18 protein-coding genes are annotated in these 19,874 nt (G+C 71.8%); 8 read left to right on the forward strand and 10 right to left on the reverse strand.

Annotation, left to right across the window (positions count from 1 at the left end):
* Window positions 1-15: 15 nt before the first annotated feature.
* The 7 genes from ACFY1P_RS14570 to ACFY1P_RS14600 form a co-directional block, all read right to left on the reverse strand.
* Window positions 16-429, reverse strand: coding sequence for a nuclear transport factor 2 family protein (locus tag ACFY1P_RS14570; RefSeq protein WP_361526998.1), 414 nt, complete (start codon window positions 427-429; stop codon window positions 16-18).
* Window positions 430-549: 120 nt separating this feature from the next.
* Complete coding sequence (locus tag ACFY1P_RS14575) at window positions 550-1,056, reverse strand: hypothetical protein (RefSeq protein ID WP_361527000.1); 507 nt, start codon at window positions 1,054-1,056, stop codon at window positions 550-552.
* Window positions 1,057-1,255: 199 nt separating this feature from the next.
* Window positions 1,256-2,167 (reverse strand): NmrA family NAD(P)-binding protein, encoded by a 912-nt coding sequence (locus tag ACFY1P_RS14580; protein WP_390750777.1) that lies wholly within the window; start codon window positions 2,165-2,167, stop codon window positions 1,256-1,258.
* Window positions 2,168-2,283: 116 nt separating this feature from the next.
* A complete protein-coding gene (locus tag ACFY1P_RS14585) occupies window positions 2,284-3,270 on the reverse strand; it encodes a zinc-binding dehydrogenase (RefSeq protein ID WP_390750778.1) in 987 nt (328 codons plus the stop codon).
* A 56-nt stretch (window positions 3,271-3,326) separates the two neighbouring features.
* A complete protein-coding gene (locus tag ACFY1P_RS14590; RefSeq protein WP_390750779.1) occupies window positions 3,327-4,997 on the reverse strand; it encodes a CocE/NonD family hydrolase in 1,671 nt (556 codons plus the stop codon).
* Window positions 4,998-5,018: 21 nt separating this feature from the next.
* On the reverse strand, window positions 5,019-6,389 hold the full coding sequence (locus ACFY1P_RS14595; protein WP_390750780.1) for an MFS transporter: 1,371 nt from the start codon (window positions 6,387-6,389) through the stop codon (window positions 5,019-5,021).
* Between the two features lie 101 nt (window positions 6,390-6,490).
* On the reverse strand, window positions 6,491-6,988 hold the full coding sequence (locus tag ACFY1P_RS14600; protein ID WP_390750781.1) for a MarR family winged helix-turn-helix transcriptional regulator: 498 nt from the start codon (window positions 6,986-6,988) through the stop codon (window positions 6,491-6,493).
* Window positions 6,989-7,195: 207 nt separating this feature from the next.
* Here ACFY1P_RS14600 and ACFY1P_RS14605 point away from each other — a divergent pair, with 207 nt between their 5' ends.
* Both ACFY1P_RS14605 and ACFY1P_RS14610 read left to right on the forward strand, forming a co-directional pair.
* Window positions 7,196-8,251 carry an LLM class flavin-dependent oxidoreductase gene (locus ACFY1P_RS14605; RefSeq protein ID WP_390750782.1) on the forward strand — a complete coding sequence of 352 codons (1,056 nt, stop codon included), beginning with the start codon at window positions 7,196-7,198 and terminating at the stop codon, window positions 8,249-8,251.
* On the forward strand, window positions 8,248-9,189 hold the full coding sequence (locus ACFY1P_RS14610; protein ID WP_390750783.1) for a 3-hydroxyacyl-CoA dehydrogenase NAD-binding domain-containing protein: 942 nt from the start codon (window positions 8,248-8,250) through the stop codon (window positions 9,187-9,189). The genes ACFY1P_RS14605 and ACFY1P_RS14610 overlap by 4 nt, the downstream gene beginning before the upstream one ends.
* 866 nt (window positions 9,190-10,055) lie before the next feature.
* On the opposite strand, the gene fabG is transcribed toward ACFY1P_RS14610, so the two are convergent.
* On the reverse strand, window positions 10,056-10,841 hold the full coding sequence (gene fabG / locus ACFY1P_RS14615; protein WP_361527002.1) for a 3-oxoacyl-ACP reductase FabG: 786 nt from the start codon (window positions 10,839-10,841) through the stop codon (window positions 10,056-10,058).
* Between the two features lie 160 nt (window positions 10,842-11,001).
* Between fabG and ACFY1P_RS14620 the strand changes: the two genes are divergently transcribed.
* Entirely contained in the window at window positions 11,002-11,817 is an 816-nt protein-coding gene (locus tag ACFY1P_RS14620; protein WP_361527004.1) for a 4'-phosphopantetheinyl transferase superfamily protein, read from the forward strand.
* Here ACFY1P_RS14620 and ACFY1P_RS14625 read toward each other — a convergent pair.
* Window positions 11,739-12,203 (reverse strand): AfsR/SARP family transcriptional regulator, encoded by a 465-nt coding sequence (locus tag ACFY1P_RS14625; RefSeq protein ID WP_390750784.1) that lies wholly within the window; start codon window positions 12,201-12,203, stop codon window positions 11,739-11,741. The genes ACFY1P_RS14620 and ACFY1P_RS14625 overlap by 79 nt on opposite strands.
* Before the next feature lie 269 nt (window positions 12,204-12,472).
* Here ACFY1P_RS14625 and ACFY1P_RS14630 point away from each other — a divergent pair, with 269 nt between their 5' ends.
* Window positions 12,473-13,393: an MBL fold metallo-hydrolase gene (locus ACFY1P_RS14630; RefSeq protein WP_390750785.1), complete on the forward strand. Its 921-nt coding sequence runs from the start codon at window positions 12,473-12,475 to the stop codon at window positions 13,391-13,393.
* 43 nt (window positions 13,394-13,436) lie between these two features.
* On the opposite strand, the gene ACFY1P_RS14635 is transcribed toward ACFY1P_RS14630, so the two are convergent.
* The gene (locus ACFY1P_RS14635) at window positions 13,437-14,399 is read right to left on the reverse strand and encodes an ornithine cyclodeaminase family protein (RefSeq protein WP_390750786.1); all 963 of its coding nucleotides are present in this window, start codon (window positions 14,397-14,399) and stop codon (window positions 13,437-13,439) included.
* Window positions 14,400-14,568: 169 nt separating this feature from the next.
* Here ACFY1P_RS14635 and ACFY1P_RS14640 point away from each other — a divergent pair, with 169 nt between their 5' ends.
* From ACFY1P_RS14640 to ACFY1P_RS14655, 4 genes are read left to right on the forward strand one after another with little or no spacing between them, the layout of a single operon-like run.
* On the forward strand, window positions 14,569-15,276 hold the full coding sequence (locus ACFY1P_RS14640; RefSeq protein ID WP_361527012.1) for a succinate dehydrogenase: 708 nt from the start codon (window positions 14,569-14,571) through the stop codon (window positions 15,274-15,276).
* A gap of 1 nt (window position 15,277) precedes the next feature.
* A complete protein-coding gene (locus ACFY1P_RS14645; RefSeq protein WP_390750787.1) occupies window positions 15,278-17,224 on the forward strand; it encodes a fumarate reductase/succinate dehydrogenase flavoprotein subunit in 1,947 nt (648 codons plus the stop codon).
* Complete coding sequence (locus ACFY1P_RS14650; RefSeq protein ID WP_361527016.1) at window positions 17,221-17,970, forward strand: succinate dehydrogenase/fumarate reductase iron-sulfur subunit; 750 nt, start codon at window positions 17,221-17,223, stop codon at window positions 17,968-17,970. The genes ACFY1P_RS14645 and ACFY1P_RS14650 overlap by 4 nt, the downstream gene beginning before the upstream one ends.
* Window positions 17,971-18,028: 58 nt before the next feature.
* Entirely contained in the window at window positions 18,029-19,852 is a 1,824-nt protein-coding gene (locus ACFY1P_RS14655) for a hypothetical protein (protein WP_390750788.1), read from the forward strand.
* The last annotated feature ends 22 nt before the right edge of the window (window positions 19,853-19,874 follow it).

Consider the following 19,874-nt stretch of genomic DNA (forward strand, 5'->3'; position numbering starts at 1 on the left):
GGCCATCAGTGGCCATCAGTCGTAGGACACGTGGCGGGACTTGAGGAGGACGGTCTCGTCGTCGGCCGTGATCACGTCGTGGACGACGCAGCTGGGCCAGACCTCCGGCCGCTCGCCGGACCGCGTCCGGACGATCAGGGCGTAGACGGTGGAGCGGAGCGTGCCGTCGTCCTGCGGCTCCAGCAGCAGCTGGCCGAAGTAGTGGCGGCGCTGCACCGGGTCGGCCACGTACTTCTTGTTGAACTCGCGCAGCTCGGCGAGGATGCCCTCGCGGGTGCGCGCGGGCTCGGTGCCCGGCGTGTGCTGGAAGACGCCGTCCTCGGTGAACGTCCCGGCGTACTCCTCGAAGCGTCCGGCGTCCAGTGCCTGCATCTGGCGCGCGTAGAACTGTGTGACGCGGGAGTGCAGCCTCTCGTCGACCGCTTGCACGTCCTGTGCCTCCTCGGTGTGGTGCGGATGGGGCGGGTGGTCTCGAAGCCGTGCGGTACGGGAGCGGCGCCCGCCGGCTCGGGGTGACCCGGTCGCCGGCGGGGGCGGCTGCCCTCGGCGTCACTTGGTGACGCGCGTGCCCGAGATGGTCACCGAGAAGGTCTCCAGGAGGTTGCCGGAGAGGTCGTAGCGGCCGGAGACGCCGGACGAGGTGAAGGTGTCGCCGGTGACCTTGCCCGCCTGCTCGGCTTTGATCTGGGAGACCGGCTTGCCGTCGACGTAGATGTAGTGCTCCAGGTGGAAGGTGAAGGAGCCGTCGCGCTGCTGCTTCCAGGTGCCGCTGCCGACATAGGCGTTGTCCTCCGGGATCATCACGAAGGTGCCGTCGGCCTTGAAGGTGTAGGTCGGCTCGACGGGGTTGCCGTTGGCGATGCCCTTCACCTTCCACACGCCCAGCAGGGAGTTGTGGCTCGCGGTGTCGGGGGCCGCCAGGTGCCGGGCGGCCGCGGTGGTGCCGGTGTCGGCGGCGACCGCGGCGGTGGCGCCGAGGCCGGCGACAGCGGTGACGGCGGAGGCGGCGAGGAGGCCGGTGCGGACGGCGAGACGCCGGGTGCGGGAGGTTCTCATGAGTAACTGCCTTTCGGGGAGAAATACTTGGCGGGAACCGCTGCTGGTTCCCGGCGAGATGGAGTCTCCACACATCCCCTGGAGGCTGATTCAAGTCGCGGTGGAGCAGGCCGCGTTGCGTGCGCGCGGGCATGGGAACGGCGGGCCCGGCGCACTGCCGGACCCGCCGCGACATCACTCACTCAAGGAACACCCGCGGTCAGGCGCCCGGCGCGTTCCGCCGGACGAACTCCTCGACCGAGGTGGGGATGATCTCGGGGTAGCGGTCGTTGTCCAGGGCGTCGAACTTGGCCTTGCCGGTCACCATGCCCCACTGGTACTGCAGCGCGACGTAGTCGAAGGGGTTCTGCGTCTCCTTCGCCTGGCGCTCGATCTCGGCCCGCAGCTCGGCGCCCGTGCCGAGCGTGACGAACTCCAGCGTCCGGCCCGTGGCGCGCTCGACGGCGGCGTGGAACTGGCGCATCGAGACGACCTCACCGGCGAACCGTACGGCCCCGCCGGCCAGGGCCGGGTCGAGCACGGCGGCGGCGGTGAAGGCGGCCGTGTCCTTGACGGAGGTCAGGTCCATCGGCTGGTCGGGGTCGCCCCAGTGGGAGAACGTGTTCTTCTCGAAGTCCACGATCTGCATGAAGGTGATCATGACCTCCATGAAGGCGCCGTTGAGCACGGAGAGCACGGAGACCGGGGAGCCCGCGAGGCGCTCGGCGGCCTTCTTGCGCATGTCGATCATGAAGTTGTCGGTGTAGTCGAGCTTGAAGATGTCGATGGCGAAGTCCGAGGGCACGATGCGGGAGACCCCGGCCTTCTCGGCGGCGCGCAGGAGGTTCTCCTGGCCGTCGACGATCACCTCGGGGCCGCCCTGGACGGCGGAGACCACGGTCTCCACGCCCGCCAGCGCGCCGGCCAGCTTGTCCACGCCGTCGGTGATGTCACCCTCGACGAGAGTGAGGCCACGGGCCTCCAGCGCGCTCAGGGCGGCCTTCTTCTCGGCGCTGATGCCGGGGCGCACCAGGGCCTTCACGCCCGCGCTGCGGTCCAGCAGGCTCGCGGCGATCTGGCCGCCGAGCAGTCCGGTCGCGCCGGCCACCAGGATCTTCGCGTCTGTTGCCATGTCCGGTTCTCTCCTAGTCGATTGGATATACGAAGGTCGTCGTGACAAAAGGGAGGCGTCGCTCCCGTCCCCTGAGCTCCGGGGGTGAGCTCAGGGGACGAAATCAGGGGCTGAGCTCAGGGGATGAGCAACGTCTTCCCGACGGTGGTCCGCGCCTCGACGGCGGCGTGTGCGGCCGCCGCCTCCGCCAGCGGGAAGCGCTGGCCGATGACGGCCTTGACGCGTCCGGCGACCGCCAGGCCGAGCACCTCGGTGACCAGCTCGCGGGCGTGGTCGGGGCGGCTCCAGACCTGCCCAGCGGTGAAGCCGGTGAGGGTCAGGCCGCGGCCGAGGAGGTCCATCGGGCCGATCTCCACGGGCGAGCCGCTGGAGAAGCCGAAGGTGACGAAGCGGCCCGAGCCGCCCGTGAGCAGCCCGAAGGCCGCCTTCGAGACAGGACCGCCGATGTGGTCGAAGACCACGTCCACGGTGCCGCCGCCGAGTCCGGCGCGGACCTGGTCCTCCCAGCCCGCCGCGGAGTAGTCGACGGCGAGGTCGGCGCCCAGCTCCCGGGCCAGGGCCAGCTTGCGCTCGCCGCGCGCCGTGCCGATCACGGTCCCGACGCCCGCGGCCTTGAGCAGCTGGACCAGCAGCGTGCCGACCGCGCCGGCGGCCGCCTGGACGAGGACGCGGTCGCCCTCTCCGAGGCGGGCCGCGCGGATCAGCGCGGCGGCCGTGCAGCCGTAGCGGTAGAGGGCGAGGGCCTCCTCGGTGTCCAGCCCGGCGGGGATCTCGATGACGGAGTCCGCGGGGACGACGGCCTGCTCGGCGTAGCCGCCGGTGCTGACCGTGCTCGCGAGGACGCGCTTGCCGATCAGGTGGGCGTGCTCGGCGGAGCCCACCGCACCGACGGTGCCCGCGAGTTCCTTGCCGAGGACGACGGGGAAGGGCGCGCCGCCGAGGACGCCGCCCATCTTCCCCGAGCGGACCTGTGTCTCCAGGAACTGGACCCCGATGGCCTCGGCGTCCACGGTGACCTCTCCCGGCCGGGGGGCCACCGGGTCCACGTCACCGATCTGGAGGTTCTCCGGGGGGCCGAACTGGTGCAGAAGTACCGCGCGCATGAGTGTGCAACTCCTGTTGGGTGCTGGGCTTGTCGGGGGATGGCCGTACGGGTGGGTCAGGCGGCCGGGATCACCGGGATCAGCAGGTGCGAGTCGAAGTCGCCGCCGCTGTGGACGATGTGGTCGCCCTTGTTCCGCGTGGTGCGGTGGCCGGGCAGGACGCCGGTCATGTAGTCGCTGCCCTGGACGATCAGTTCGAGCTGCTCGCCGGCCTCGAAGAGGGTGGAGGACGGCCAGATCTCGATCTCCACGGGCACGGGCACGCCGGGCTCCAGCGGCTCCTCGCGGTCGTGGGGGTGCCAGGGCTGCCAGGGGGTCGACCGCTCCTCGTCGAGGGCGCGGTGGCTGGCCCGCTGCCAGCCGAGGGCGGCCGGCCCGTCGTCGTAGAGCGCGAAGAAGGGGAACGGCACGGGCTCGCCCGAGCGGTCGAGCTTGCGCAGGACGACGAAGAGGTCGGCGTCGTCGGAGCCGTCCGCCTCGATCCACAGCCGCAGCTTGGCGTGGCCGGTCAGCCGGGTCCGCTCGGTGAACTCGTGGCGGAAGCGGACGCCGTTGCCCTCGCCCGTCGCGGGGTAGCGCAGGGCTCTCGGGGTCTCCGAGGGCTTCTCGGTGAGGGCGGCCGCCGCGGTGTCGAGGTAGAGGGGGGTGTGGACGGTACGGGCGATGGGCCACTCCGTCTCGGCTGCGAACTCGCCCACGGAGTGGCGCTCGCGGACCTCGGTGAGGACCTTGGGGCGGTCCGTCCAGCCGTTGTCGACGCCCTTGAGCGCCCACTCGAAGAACAGCCGCTGGTTCTCCAGGCTCTCCGGCTCGTAGTAGTACTGCCAGGTCTTGCGGCCGTGCGCCTCCAGCCACTTCCGCGGCGAGGAGATCGCCTTGAAGCCCTCCAGCGTGCCGCGCCCGTGCAGGCCCTGGTTGGACCAGCTGGCCACCACGTACGCCGGGACCTCGACCGCCGCCAGGTCGGCGACCTTGGCCTGCCAGTAGGCGTCGAAGAAGGGGTGCTCCTTGTGCAGGGTCTCCAGGTCCTCCACGCGCGTCGAGGAGTAGCCGAGGCTGCGCCGGGCGAAGGTCTCCATGAAGCCGGTCTCCGGGATGCCGCCGTGATAGGCGACGTCGCGGTAGAAGTCGGTCAGCCCTTCCCAGGGGTTGATCGCGGCGAGGTGCGGGGGCCGGGTGGCCGCGACCCGCCACTGGGCGATGCTGAGGTAGGAGACGCCGGACAGGCCCACCTTGCCGTTGGACCAGTCGCGGGTGCCCGCCCACTCGATCGCGTCGTGGAAGTCCCGGGCCTCCTGGTCGGAGGCGAGGGTGTAGTCGCCCTTGGTCCCCCAGGTGCCGCGCGGGTCGACGTACATGACGGCGAAGCCGTTCGGGCACCAGAACTGCGGGTCCGGCGCCTCGATCGCGGTGTACTGCGACAGCTGCTCGTGCCGCACCCCGCTGGCGGCGCTGCGGCTCGGCGCGGTGCTGCGCCCGCCGTGCTTGCCGTACGGGCCCCACGCGATGATCACGGGGAGGTCGCCGGTGGCGTTCTCGGGGCGGTAGACGTTCGCGTAGAGCTCTGCGCCGTCGCGCACGGGGACCGCGACGTCGTAGTCGATGCGCAGGCCGTTCTCGGTGACCGAACGGGGGGCGAAGCCGGGGTAGTTGCCCTCGGCGAGGGGGTTCGGCTCGCGGAACTTCAGCGGTGCCGGGGCGGTGGGTCGCTCACTTCCGTTGACCATGTGACGCTCCTTGGGATTCGTTCAATTCCGGTGCCGTGGCAGCACCAGCGCGGATATCGCGCCGATCGCGACGAAGGCCGCCGCCACCACGAAGGCCAGGCTGTAGCCGGAGACCAGGGCGTCGGCCGTGGGGCCCGCTCCTGTGGTCTCCGTGTGGATGCGCGCGGTGGAGAGGGTGGTCAGCACGGCGAGGCCGAGCGCGCCGCCCATCTGCCGCGAGGTGTTGAGCAGCCCGGAGACCACTCCGGCGTCGGCCGGGGCGATGCCCGAGGTGGCCGCGGCGGCGACGGGGGTGAAGACCAGCCCGACGCCCAGGGACATCAGGACGCCCGGCAGGACCACCATCAGCCAGAAGTCGCTGTGCGGTGTCATCTGCGCCTGCCACAGGAAGCCGGCGAAGGCGCTGAGCGCTCCGGCGAGGATCAGCGGTCGGTGGCCGAGCCGGTGCACCAGGCGGGAACTCAGCCGGGCGCCGGCCACGACCATGAGCGTGTGCGGGACGAAGGCGAGCCCGGCCCGCACGGGGCTGAAGTGGAGCACGTCCTGGAGATAGAGCGAGACGAAGAACCACATCGAGAGGAAGGCGGCGTTCATCAGCAGGCCGACGAGGTTGCCGCCGGTCACCGACCGGGAGCGCAGCACGCCCAGCCGGATCAGCGGCACCGCGGCGAAGCGCGTCTCGATGGCCACGAACAGCCCGAGCAGGGCGATGCCCGCGATCAGCGGTACGAGGACGCGCGCGTCCCCCCAGCCGTAGTTCGCCGTGCTCACGATGCCGTAGACCAGGGCCATCAGGGACAGCGTCACGGTGAACGCGCCCGCCAGGTCCAGGCGGCGCGGCCCGTCGCCGCGGCGCTCCTGGAGCGCGCGGGCGGAGGCGATGATCAGGCCGGCGCCGACGGGGATGTTGACCAGCAGCACCCAGCGCCAGGACAGATAGCCGGTGAGGAGGCCGCCGCTGATCGAGCCGACGGCCCCAGCGCCGCCCGCGACCGCGCTCCACAGGCCGAGCGCGGCGGTGCGGCGCGGCCCTTCGGGGAAGGTCGTGGTGAGCAGGGCCAGCGTGGCCGGTGACAGCGCGGCCGCACCGACGCCCTGCACCGCCCGCGCCGCGACCAGCATGCCCGGGCCGGTGGCGAGTCCGCCTGCCAGGCTGGCGAGGGTGAAGAGGGCGATGCCCGCGATGTAGACGCGCTTGCGGCCGAAGAGATCACCGGCGCGCCCGCCGAGCAGCAGGAAGCCGGCGAAGGTGAGGGTGTAGGCGTTGACGACCCATTGCAGGTCGGCGGGGGTGAAGCCGAGGCCCTCCTGGATGGCGGGGAGGGCGACGTTCACGATCGAGACGTCCAGCAGGACCATGAACTGGCCCAGGCACGCCAGGGTGACGATCACCCAGGGTGCGGCCGGCCGCCGTCCGGCGGCCGTGGGAGGGGCGGGGGATAATCCGTCCCGCGCGCCCTCTCCCGTTTCGCTTAACGGGCTTTTCACCGGGCTCAGTACCCCCGTTTCTTGATCTCGTCGGCGAGCGCTTCGAGGCTGTCCGCCAGATACGCGACGTCGGGCGCGTCCCAGTCGGTCATCAGCTCGGCGACCGCTCGGGCGCGGGCCTTCCAGAGCTTGGTGATGGCCAGCCGCCCGGCCCGGGTGACCTTCACCAACTGGGCGCGGCCGTCCGTGGGATCGGGCGACCGCTCGATCAGGCCCTGCTCCTCCAGCCGCTTGGCGGGCGGCGTGAGGGTGGACTTGTCGACCTCCATGGCCTCGGCCAGCACCGAGAGCCGCACGGGCCCCCCGTGGGAGATCTGGGCGAGCAGGGTGTAGTCCCCGAGCGGGAGTCCGAGGCCGGAGTCGGCCATGATGCGGCGCCGGATCGCGGTGGAGAACATCCAGTTCCCCACGACCGCGAGGGCGCCCGCCACCCGTCCCGTCTCCTGCTCGGTGCTCGCCGCGGGGGCGTCGTCCGACGCCCGCGCACGGTGTTCTTCCCGCACTGCCTCCCCCTCACAAGTTGGTTGGCTCCCACCAACTATCCATCATGTCTCCGCTGTTCCGCAACAGCATTCGCAGCAAGTGACCTTGGGGGCAAGGGAGATCCACTGGGACTCGATCTTGGGTTGAGCGGCCCGCGAGCCGACTTTGTGACTGTCGCTGTGCTCAGGTGAAACCGGCATGCAGCGAGGTGCGAAGTGGAATTCGGTGTGACGTTCTTCCCCACCGTGGGACCCGAGGACAAGGACGCCCAGACCTACTACGACGAGGCGCTCGGCCTGATCGAGCGCGCCGACGAGCTGGGCTACCGGCACGTGAAGACGGTGGAGCACTACTTCTTCAGCTACGGCGGCTACAGCCCCGACCCCGTGACCTTCCTGGCCGCGGCCGCCGCCCGGACCCGTAACGTCCGCATCATCACCGGCGCCGTCATCCCGGCCTTCACCCACCCGGTCAAGCTCGCGGGCAAGCTGGCCATGCTGGACAACCTCTCGCACGGCAGGCTCGACGTGGGCTTCGGCCGGGCCTTCCTGCCCGACGAGTTCGCCGCCTTCGGCGTCTCCATCGACGACAGCCGGGCGATCTTCGCCGAGGGCGTCGAGGCGTGCCGCAGGCTGTGGTCCGAGGAGGACGTCGTCTGGGAGGGCCGCTTCCACACGTTCGGCCCCGTGACGCTCCAGCCGCGTACGGTGCAGAAGCCGCACCCGCCCGTCTACATCGCCACCGCGATGAGCCAGGACTCCTGCGAGGAGGCCGGGCGCAACGGCTACCACCTGCTGCTGGTGCCCGCGACCTCCAACCGGGAGCGCACCCAGGAGCTCATCGCCGCCTACCGCGCGGCACGCGCCGGGGTCGGCCACGAGGGCGAGGGCCACGTCCAGTTGAGCTACCCCTGCTACCTCGCCGAGGACGGCGACGAGGCGCGCCGCATCGCCCGCTTCGACGAGGAGCGCTACAACGAGCGCCTCGGCGAGGCCGTCCAGGCGTGGGGCCAGGTGTCCAGCAGCGCGTACCCCGGCTACGAGAAGATCCTCGACGCCACGCGGAACTACGACTTCGAGGCGAAGCTCGCCGACAACAAGCTGCTGGCCGGCTCCCCCGACGAGGTGCTGACGCAGCTCAAGGAGATCGAGTCCTGGTACGGCGCGGACATCACCGTGAGCCTCACCATCCACTCCGGCCTGCTGCCGGTGGAGCAGTCGAGGCGCTCGCTGGAACTCTTCGCCGAGCACGTGGCACCGCACTTCGCCGCGTCCACCCGATGAGCGGGACGGCCGCCGGGCCCGTACGCACCGCCGCGGTCGTCGGCGCCGGGACGATCGGCCTCGCCTGGACGACACTGTTCCTCGCGCACGGTCTCGACGTACGCGTCAACTCCCACCGCCCGGACTCGGAAGCGGCCGTACGCGCGGGGGTCGGGCTCTTCGCCCCCACCCTGCCCGGCGGGCCCGCCGACCCCGCGGAGCTGCTGGCACGCGTCACCGTCGAGCCCGACGTGGCGAAGGCGGTGGCCGGGGCGGACGTGGTGCAGGAGAACCTGCGCGAGGACCTGGAGACGAAGCAGCGGTTCTTCGCCGACGTCGAGCACACCGCGCCCGGCCACGCGCTGCTGCTGTCCTCGACGTCGTCGCTGCGCACCGACGACATCGGCGCGTTGATGGCCGACCCGGGGCGGCTGATGATCGGGCACCCCTTCAACCCCGCGCACCTGATCCCGCTCGTGGAGATCATCCCCGGCACCCGGACCGACCCCGACGCGGTCACCCGCGCCGCCGGCTTCTACAGCTCCCTGGGCAAGACACCCGTCGCCGTACGCGGCCCGGTGACCGGGACGGTCGCCAACCGCCTCCAGTCGGCGCTGTTCCGGGAGGCCGTGCACCTCGTGCTCGAAGGCGTCCTCACGGTCGACGAGGTGGACGCGGTGGTCACCGCGTCCCTCGGCCCGCGCTGGGCCGCCGTCGGCCCCTTCCGCGCCTTCCACCTCGGCGGCGGGCGGGGCGGGCTGCGGCGGATGCTGTCGACTGCCGGGCCGCGGATGGCGGCGGAGTGGCGGCACCACCTGGGGTCGCCTGAACTGGACGCTTCCGCTGTCGAGTTGCTGGTTTCGCAGGCGGAGTCGGCGTTCGGGGGCGGGTCTTATGAGCGGCTGGTGACGGAGCGGGATGCGCGGCAGGTGGCTGTGCTCCGGGCTCTGGGCGGTTGATTTTTCCCCTACCCCGCCCCTTCCCGAAACCGGGGAGCCCCCCCCCGGGCCCCAGCGCCCTTCGGGCGTGGCCTCAAACGCCGGCCGGGCTGGGTTGTGGTGGGTGCGCTTTCCGCTGGGTGCGGGGGCGGTTCTGGGTGCGGGTCCGTTGCGCCTGCGGCGAGCGGCCTCAAACGCCGGCCGGGCTTGGGTGGTGGTGGGTGCGCTTTCCGCTGGGTGCGGGGGCGGTTCTGGGTGCGGGTGCGTTGCGCCTGCGGCGAGCGGCCTCAATCGCCGGCCGGGCTTGGGTGGTGGTGGGTGCCGGGGGGTGGGGCCTCCGGGCTGGGAACCTGGAACGCGGTGCGGGCACCCTTACGCAAATTGCGTACCGTGACGACGCACCGCGTTCCAGAACCCCACCCTCCGACCCCACCCCCTCCCCCCGGAGGGCAACATCGGGTCGTGGGGTGCGCCATTTCTTTCAGCCCGTCCGGGGCGCTCAGTCAGCCCGGGCGCGCCAGTCTTTTCTTTTCGCCGGGCGCGCCATGCTTTTGTCTTTCAGCCCGCTGGGGGCACCTCTGGGGGCACCCCCGGACGGAGTCTGGGGGAGGTAGCTGGGGGAGGCAACGGGCGTGCAGCTCGGGGTCTGGGGCAGCGCCCCCCACGCGGCGGAGCCGCAAATTACATGCAGCCGGGAAGGGGCGGGGTAGGGGAACAAGCCCGCCGCAGGCGCCCACCCGCCCGCAGTCAAGGGGCCAGGGCGGAGCCCCCACGCGGAGCCGCACATCCAGACGCAGCCGGGAAGGCGCGGAGCCGGGGAACAAGCGCCGCCCGCAGGGCAAAGGGTGCTCGGATTGGCCCGGGCACCCTTCCCTCGTAGCCGCAGGTCAGTAATTGCCCAACCCGCCACAGACATTGAGCGCCTGAGCCGTCACAGCGGCAGCGTCATCGCTCACGAGGTATTCCACCATCGCCGCCACCTCCCGCGTCTCCACGTAGCGGCCCATCGGGACGCGGTTCGTGATGCGGTCGAAGGTCTCCTCCTCGCTCACGCCCCAGATGCCCGCGTAGTGCTCGCGGACCTTCTCCGCCATGGGGGTCTCGACGAAGCCGGGGCAGACGGCGTTGACCGTGATGCCCGTGCGGGCGAGTTCCAGGCCGAGGGCCTTGGTCAGGCCGACGACGCCGTGCTTGGAGGCGGAGTAGGGGACGGCGTGCACCACGCCCTGCTTGCCGCCGGTGGAGGCGATGTTGATGATCCGGCCGCGGCCCTGCTCCTGCATCCGGCCGGCGGTCAGCACCTCCTTGGTCATCAGGAAGACGCTGGTGAGGTTGGTGTTGATGACGTCGAGCCACAGCTCGTCGGGGATCTCGGCGGTGGCACCGCCGCCGCTGCGGCCGGCGTTGTTGACCAGGATGCCGATGGGGCCGTAGCGCTCGACGGCGGAGCGTACGCAGGAGCGGATCTGCTCGGCGTCGGCCACGTCGCAGACGGTGCCGTCGACGTCCAGGCCCTCCGCCCGGAGCTCCTTGAGCACGGCCTCCAGCCGGGCCTCGTCGCGGGCGCAGATGAAGGTGCGGGCGCCGAGCCCGGCCAGCCGCCTGGTGATCTCCAGGCCGATGCCGCTGGTCGCTCCTGTGACCAGGGCGACGGGGGCGGGAGTGGTGGACATGTGACCTCCGTGTCGAGAGTGCTCCGAGAGTGCGGCCGATCTGCCGCGAGCCTCGCGAAGGTGCCTTGAGCTGCACTGGAGGGGGCGTGGACCGGACGCGGCTCGACCGGCGTTCGAGCCCGGTGCGGCACAGTGGCGGCTCCTGACCGAGGGGGTTGTCGTGTCCGTTCCTTCGCCGGCCGTACTGCTGCCCGTGCGGCACCTCACCCCGTCCGGGCCCTGGGACGAGGTGAGGGACGACTGGGCGCGCGAGGGCACGGTGCTCGCGTACGGCGTGGTCCCCGACTGGGCGCCGCCGTCCGGTGCCGACGCCGAGCGGCTGGCGGCGGACGAGCCCTGCCGCTGGGCGGGGCTGCGCGGCGAGGGGGTGCGGGCCCGGTTCCTCGCCTCGCGGTTCCTGCTGCGCAGCCTGGTGGGCGCGGTGACGGGCACGGGCTGGCGCGGGGTGCGCCCGGCGCGTACGACGCTCGGCCGCCCGTACGTCCGCGGGCTGCCGGGGCTGCGGGTCAGCCTCAGCCACAGCGGGCCGGTGCTGGCCGCGGCCGTGAGCGGGCACGGGCCGGTCGGGGTGGACACCGAGCGGGCCGGCCGGGGCACGTCGCTGTCCCCCGCGCACGTCTGCACCGCCGCGGAGGCGGGGCGGCTGGCGGGGCTCAGGGACGACGAGCGAGGGGCGGAGCTGCTGCGGCTGTGGACACTGAAGGAGGCGTACACCAAGGCCCTGGGGGTGGGGCTGCGGCGCGCCCCCAGCAGCTTCGGTTTCGCGCCGGGGGCGCGCGGGCCCGTGCTCCTGCACGACGGCGAGGGAGAGCCGGACCCGTACCGGCGGTGGTCGTTCGCCACCCGCCTGGTGCGGTCCGCCCTCCCGGAGCCGTATCTGCTGAGTGTGGCGGTGGCTCAGCCCGCGGACAGCGGGCGGGCCACGGCGCCCTCCGGCCGCTCCGCGAGCGCCATGTCGCCGCTGAGTACCGCCTGATGCAGCCGCTGGAGCCGGGGCGTCGGTTCGACGCCCAGCTCGCGGGCGAGGGTGTCGCGGAGCCTGCGGAACTCCTCCAGGGCGCGCCAGGGGCTGCCCGAGTGGTAGAGCGCGGTCATCAGGTGGGCGCTGAGGTTCTCGTTGAGGGCGTGGCGGGCGGTGAGGACGCGCAGTTCGGCGATGAGACCGGAGTAGCGGCCGAGGGCCAGGTCGGCCCTGATGCGCTGCTCCAGGACCTGCATGCGGTCCTCCTCCATGCCGATGGCCTCCAGCTGGAGGGTCGGGCCGTGCGGGGTGTCGGCGAGGGCGGGGCCGCGCCAGAGTTCGAGCGCCTCCCGCAGCAGCCGGGCGGCCGCGCGGGGGTCGCCCGCCTCCAAAATGTGCACGATCGCGACTCCGGTCCGGAGCGGTGGGGTTGTGCTGGAGCATCGCACCGGCCGCGACCGGGCGGCCAGTGGGACCGGCACCGGTCCGGGCGTGAATTCCCATAGACCATGCGCGTTACCCTCAACGCCCATGGCAGGCAAGCTTTTTACAAGTTTCCTGCGGATACCCGGCACCACCCGCCGCGGCCCTGCGGAAGGCGGGCTCCAGCACGGCTCCATCCGCCCGTCCGACGATGGGCCGGATCGACGACGTGCTGGAGGAGGCCCGTATGAGTGGTGTCGGACAGGGGACGGAAGGGCGGCTGGAGGAGGTCGCCGACGGGGTGTTCGGCTACGTCCAGCCCGACGGCGGCTGGTGCCTGAACAACGCCGGGCTGATCGTCGCGGGCGACGGGCAGTCCGCGCTCGTGGACACCGCCGCGACGGAGGCCCGCGCCCGCGCGCTGCGGGCCGCCGTCCTGACGGTCGCCCCGGCCGCCCCGCGGACGCTGGTGAACACCCACTTCCACGGGGACCACGCCTTCGGCAACTTCGTCTTCCCCGAGGCCCTCGTCATCGGCCACGAGCGGGCCCGTACGGAGATGCTCTCCGCCGGGCTGCACCTCACCGGGCTCTGGCCCGACGTCTGCTGGGGCGACATCGAACTCGTCCCGCCCGCCCTCACCTTCACCGACCGGCTGACGCTGCACGTCGGGGACGTCCGCGCCGAACTCCTGCACCTGGGCCCCGCCCACACCAGCAACGACACCGTCGTCTGGCTGCCGGAACAGCGAGTGCTCTTCGCGGGCGACCTCGTGATGAACGGCGCCACGCCCTTCGTCCCCATGGGCTCGGTCAGCGGCTCCCTCGCCGCACTCGCCTCCCTGCGCGACCTCGCCCCCCGCGTCATCGTGCCGGGCCACGGGCCGGTGTCGGGTCCTGGTCTCCTGGACGACGCCGAGCACTACCTCCTGTACGTCCGTGAGCTCGCCCGCGAGGGGATGGCGGCGGGGCTCTCCCCTGTCGACATCGCTCGGAAGGCGGATCTGGGGCGGTTCGGTGCGTGGCTGGATTCCGAGCGGCTCGTGCCTAATTTGCATCGGGCGATCGCGGAGGAGCGGGGGGCTGTGCCGGGGAGTTCTGTCGATATGACGGCGCTGTTCGGGGAGATGATCGAGTTCCATGGGGGGATCCCGGATTGCCGGGCGTAGTTCGGGGCGGGGGTTGGGTGCGGGTCGCCGGCGCCGGCGACCCTCACCCGAACCCCACATCCGCCCCCGCCCCCCGGGCCACCGCACACTGATAAAGCAAGTCACAAGCCACCGCATCCTCCACCGGCACCCCCACCGACTCGAACACCGTCACCTCCGCCTCGGACGTACGCCCCGGATGCCGGCCGGACAGGAGGTCGGCCAGCTCCGTCATCGCCGGCCTGGCCGGAAGCGCGCCCTCGACCACGGGGATCAGGATGTCGCCCGCCTCCCGCAGCACCGCCTCTGTGGATTCCACGAAGAGGCCGGCCCGGGTGACGAGTTCGGTGGGCAGTTCGCGGCGCTGTGCGCCGTACGCGCCGACGGCGTTGACGTGCAGGCCCTCGCGCCGGAGTGCGGAGTCCTCGAAGAGGGGGCGGGGCGCGGAGGTGACGGTGCAGATCACGTCCGCGTCGCGGACGGCGGTGGTGACGTCCTCGTGGACCTCGGCGTCGATGCCTTCCCCGCGTGCCCACTCGGCGAGGCGGCGGGCCTTGCGCGGGTCGCGGCTGTGCAGCCGGACGGAGGTCCAGGGCCGTAGCCCGGCGAGTCCTTCGAGGTGGCCTCTGCCCTGCACCCCGGCGCCGATGACGGTCAGCACCCGCGCGTCCCGCGGCGCGAGCAGGTCGGTGGCGAGGGCGCTGACCGCGGCCGTGCGCAGGCGGGTCACCGCGGTGGCGTCCAGGACGGCGAGCGGGCGGCCGGTGACGGCGTCGAAGAGGGTCACCAGCCCCTGGACCGCGGGCAGTTCCGGCGCAGCGTCGTAGAGGGTGAGCAGCTTGACCGAGAGCGTCGACGCGTGGGCCGCGGGCATGAGGAGGAGCTCACCGTCCCCGACGGGCACGGACGTCCGCGCGAATCCGGGGGCCGCGCCGGCGCCCGAGGTGAAGGCCGCGCCGATGCCCGCCGCCAGCTCGGGTACGGACAGCAGGCCGTCGATGGTCTTCGCGTCGAGGAATTTCAGCACGTTTCACGCCCAGGGTCCGGATACGGATACGGATACGGAGGAGGTCAGCGGAGTGTTTCGTACCCCGCCTGGCCCGCGTCATCCTTGGGGCTTCGATAGCTGATGCCTATCGAGATGAGTCGGACTATGTCTTGGCTCTCTCAGGTGGGGGCGACCTAGGGTCGTGTTCATGGCATTGGCAACGCGGACGGACCGACGGCCGTCCATCACGCGCACCTTCTGGGGATCGACCGTCGGCAAGAAGACCGTGATGGCCGCGACCGGATTGATCATGATCGCGTACCTGGCCGTCCACGCGTTGGGCAACGCCAAGATCTTCTTCGGGGCCGGCGACTTCAACGACTACGGCCACTGGCTGCGCGTGATGGGCGCCCCGATCCTGCACCGCGAGTGGGGGCTGTGGATCGCCCGCGTGGTGCTGTCGGCGTCCGTGATCCTGCACGGGGTCTCCGCGTACCAGCTGAGCCGCCGCGACATCAAGGCGCGCACCACGGCCTATGTGCACAAGCGCCCCCGCGCGAGCTATGCCACGCGGACCATGCGGTGGGGCGGGATCATCCTCGCCCTGTTCATCGTCTGGCACATCCTCGACCTGACGACGGGCACCGTGCACCCCGGCGGCTTCCAGGAGGGGCACCCGTACCAGAACGTGGTGGACACCTTCTCCACCTGGTACGGCAACGTCATCTACATCGTCGCGATGCTCGCCCTGGGCCTGCACGTCCGGCACGGCTTCTGGAGTGCCGCCCAGACGCTGGGCGTGGGCAACGCGACGCGCGACCGGATCCTCAAGGCCGTGGCCAATGTGCTGGCGCTGCTGCTGACCGCGGCCTTCATCTCCGTCCCCGTGGGCGTCATGACCGGAGTGGTGAGCTGACATGACCTACACCGACTACACGACCGGCGAGCCGCTCGTCGACGCCAAGGCGCCGGAGGGCCCCATAGCCGAGCGCTGGGACCGCCGCCGCTTCGAGGCGAAGCTGGTCAACCCCGCCAACCGCCGCAAGCAGACCGTGATCGTCGTGGGCACCGGGCTCGCGGGCGGCGCGGCCGGTGCGACGCTGGCCGAACAGGGCTATCACGTCGTGCAGTTCTGCTACCAGGACTCGCCGCGCCGCGCCCACTCGATCGCCGCGCAGGGCGGCATCAACGCCGCCAAGAACTACCGCAACGACGGCGACTCCATCCACCGTCTCTTCTACGACACGGTCAAGGGCGGCGACTTCCGGGCCCGCGAGTCCAACGTCCACCGCCTCGCCCAGGTCTCGGTCGAGATCATCGACCAGTGCGTGGCGCAGGGCGTGCCCTTCGCCCGGGAGTACGGCGGGCTCCTCGACACCCGCTCCTTCGGTGGCGTGCAGGTCTCCCGCACCTTCTACGCCCGCGGGCAGACGGGCCAGCAGCTGCTGCTCGGCGCCTACCAGGCGCTCAGCCGCCAGGTCGCCGCGGGCAACATCGAGCTCCACCCGCGCACCGAGATGCTCGACCTGATCGTCGTCGACGGCCGGGCCCGCGGCATCGTCGCCCGCGACCTGATCAGCGGCCGCATCGACACCTACTTCGCCGACGCGGTGGTGCTGGCCACCGGCGGCTACGGCAACGTCTTCCACCTCTCCACCAACGCGAAGAACTCCAACGCCACCGCCGCCTGGCGGGCCCACCGGCGCGGCGCGTACTTCGCCAACCCCTGCTTCACCCAGATCCACCCCACCTGCATCCCGCGCTCCGGCGACCACCAGTCGAAGCTGACGCTGATGAGCGAGTCGCTGCGCAACGACGGCCGCATCTGGGTGCCCAAGGCGAAGGGCGACGACCGGCCGCCGGGGCAGATCCCCGAGGACGAGCGCGACTACTACCTGGAGCGGATCTACCCCTCCTTCGGCAACCTCGTGCCGCGTGACATCGCCTCCCGCGCCGCGAAGAACGTCTGCGACGAGGGCCGCGGCGTCGGCCCCGGCGGCCAGGGCGTCTACCTCGACTTCGCCGACGCCATCCAGCGGATGGGCCGCGAGGCGGTGGAGGCGAAGTACGGCAACCTCTTCGACATGTACGAGCGCATCACCGCGGAGAACCCGTACGAGGTGCCGATGCGCATCTACCCCGCGATCCACTACACGATGGGCGGGCTGTGGGTCGACTACGACCTCCAGACCACGGTCCCGGGCCTGTTCGCGATCGGCGAGGCCAACTTCTCCGACCACGGTGCCAACCGGCTCGGCGCCTCCGCGCTGATGCAGGGCCTGGCCGACGGCTACTTCGTCCTGCCGTCGACCATCAACGACTACCTCGCCCGCCACCCGCACCACGACGAGGTCGACGCCGCCCACCCGGCGGCCGTCGCCGCGGTCACCGAGACGAAGGAGCGCCTGGAGCGGCTGCTGGCCGTCGACGGCGACCGCACGCCCGACTCCTTCCACAAGGAGATCGGCGAGGTGATGTGGGAATACTGCGGGATGGCCCGCACGGAGGAGGGCCTGCGCAAGGCCCTTGACCGAATCCCGCAGATCCGCGAGGAGTTCTGGCGCCGGATCAAGGTCCCGGGCACCGGCGAGGAGTTCAACCAGTCGCTGGAGAAGGCCAACCGCGTCGTCGACTATCTGGAGCTCGCCGAGCTGATGTGCCTCGACGCGCTGCACCGGTCCGAGTCCTGCGGCGGCCACTTCCGCGAGGAGTCCCAGACCGAGGGCGGTGAGGCGGCCCGCAAGGACGAGGAGTTCTCGTACGCCGCCGCCTGGGAATTCAGGGGCACCGGCGACGCCCCCGTCCTGCACAAGGAAGACCTCGTCTTCGAGTACGTCCACCCCACTCAGCGGAGCTACGCATGAGGCTCACCCTGCGCGTCTGGCGCCAGAAGAACGCCGACGCCCCCGGCGCCATGGCCACCTACGAGGTCGACGGCATCTCGAAGGACATGTCCTTCCTGGAGATGCTCGACACCCTCAACGAGAAGCTCATCCTCCAGGGCGAGGATCCCGTCGCCTTCGACCACGACTGCCGCGAGGGCATCTGCGGCGCGTGCAGCCTGGTCATCAACGGCGACGCGCACGGCCCCGAGCGCACCACCACCTGCCAGCTGCACATGCGGTCCTTCTCCGACGGGGACACCATCGACATCGAGCCGTGGCGCGCCACGGCCTTCCCGGTGGTCAGGGACCTGGTCGTGGACCGGTCGGCGTTCGACCGCATCATCGGGGCGGGCGGCTACATCAGCGCCCCCACCGGCTCCGCGCCCGAGGCGCACGCGACGCCCGTGCCCAAGCCGGACGCCGATTTCGCCTTCGAGCACGCTGAGTGCATCGGCTGCGGCGCGTGCGTGGCGGCCTGCCCCAACGGCTCCGCGATGCTCTTCACCTCCGCGAAGATCAATCACCTCAACGTGCTGCCGCAGGGCGCGCCGGAGCGGGAGTCCCGCGTGCTCGACATGGTCGCCACCATGGACGCCGAGGGCTTCGGCGGCTGCACCCTCACCGGCGAGTGCGCCACCGCCTGCCCCAAGGGCATCCCGCTACCGTCCATCGCCGCGATGAACAAGGAGTGGCTGCGCGCCACCCGCAAGGCCGGCAAGCGCTGACCCATCGCCCGCCCCGCACTGTTATGTTCGCTTCTTTGGGGGTGCGCGTGTGGTGCGGGTGACGGGTGAGACTTGGCTGAGGGTGCCGGTCGGCGAGGACGCGGAGCGGTGGAAGACGCGCGGGCGGACCCGGACGGTGCTCTTCGTGGTGCACAACGTCACCTCGGCGACCCGCCTGCTCGACGTGCTGCCGCTCTTCGCCGGCGACACGCGCCTGCAACTGCTGGCGACCTGCACGGGCTCGTCACCGTTCCTCGCCGGCGTGCCGGAACTGCTGGCGTCGGCGGGCCTGCCCGTACTGCCGTGGGAGCAGGCGAAGGCGACGCCGGTGGATCTGGCGATCTCGGCCAGCTACGGTGGCGAACTCCCGCTTCTTCAGGGGAAGTTGGCGGTACTTTCGCACGGCGTTGGCTACAATAAGAGATTGGCGACACCGGACACCGGACACCGGACACCGGACACCGGACACGGATCGCGGGGCGCGTCCGCCGCTGCCGTCATACCCACCGTCTCCCGGGGCTCCGCCCCGGACCCCGGTGCACCCGTCTTCGGGATGGATCCCGACTGGCTGCTCCATGACGGCCGGCCCATAGCCGACGCCACCGTTCTCTCCCATCCCGAGCAGCTCGACCGGCTCGGTGCCGCCTGTCCGGAGGCCGTGCCCACCGCCGTGCTCGGCGGAGATCCCTGCTACGACCGCATCCTCGACGCCCTCCCCCACCGGGACCGGTTCCGCCGCGCCCTCGGGGTGGCGGCCGGGCAGCGGCTGATCGTGGTCAACTCCACCTGGTCGCCCGGGTCGCTCTTCGGGGACGGCGACGAGGACCTGCTGCCCTCCCTGCTCCCCCGCCTGACGGCCGAACTGCCCGCCGACGAATACCGCGTGGCCGCCGTCCTCCACCCCAACATCTGGCACGGGCACGGCCCCGGCCAGGTCCGCGCCTGGCTGGACCGGGCACGGGCTGCGGGACTGGTGCTCGTACCGCCGCTGGAGGGCTGGCGACAGGCGCTGATCGCCGCCGACTGCGTGCTGGGCGACCACGGGTCCGTCACCTACTACGCCGCCGCGATCGGCACGCCCGTGCTGCTGGGCGCCTTCCCGGACGCGGCCCTGGACCCGGACTCGCCCGTCGCCGCCCTGGGTCGGACCGCGCCCAGGCTGCGCCCGCACGAGGGACTGCGCGCCCAGCTCGACCACGTCGTCGACCACCACGAGCCCGGCCGCTACCGCGCGTTCGCCGACCAGGTCAGCTCGGATCCGGGCGCGTCGGCACGGCTGCTGCGCCGCGTCTTCCACGACCTCATCGGCATCCCCGAGCCGGCCGGCCGGCCCGCCCTCCTCGACCGGCTCCCGCTGCCCGCCTTCGAACCGGCCGAACGCACCTCCCCCGTAAGGGTCCTCACCCGCCTCCTCGGCGCCGCCCCGCCGGAGATCGCCGTCACCCGCCACCCGGAGGGCACGTACGAACCGGAGGGCGACGAGGACTTCGGCTGGGACGCCCACACCGTCGTCCACGAGGACACCCGGGACACGTCCCGGCTGCGCCTCGCCGACATCATCGTCCGCTACGGCTCCGCCGACGACCCCCGGGTCGGCCCGCCCTCCGCCTGGACGGCGGAGATCCTCTCCCGGCACCCGGGGTGCGCGCTCGCGGTGTACGTGACGGGGGTGGACCGGTGCACGGTGCGGCTGCGTGACGGTGGGGTGGTGCGGCTGTCCGCGACCGCTTGCCCCGACGGCCGGGCCGATCTGTGTGATCCGGTGGTGTACGCGTCGGCGTTGCACGCGTGGGTGGTGGCGGGGAAGTCGCTTTCGGAGGCGGTGGCTTCGGGGGTGGGGGTGGTGACGGGGGCGGTACGGCGCGTGGTGACGGTGCGGTGATTTTCCCCAGCCCCGCCCCTTC

Source organism: Streptomyces sp. NPDC001407 (assembly GCF_042895325.1).
Taxonomy (GTDB): Bacteria; Actinomycetota; Actinomycetes; order Streptomycetales; family Streptomycetaceae; genus Streptomyces.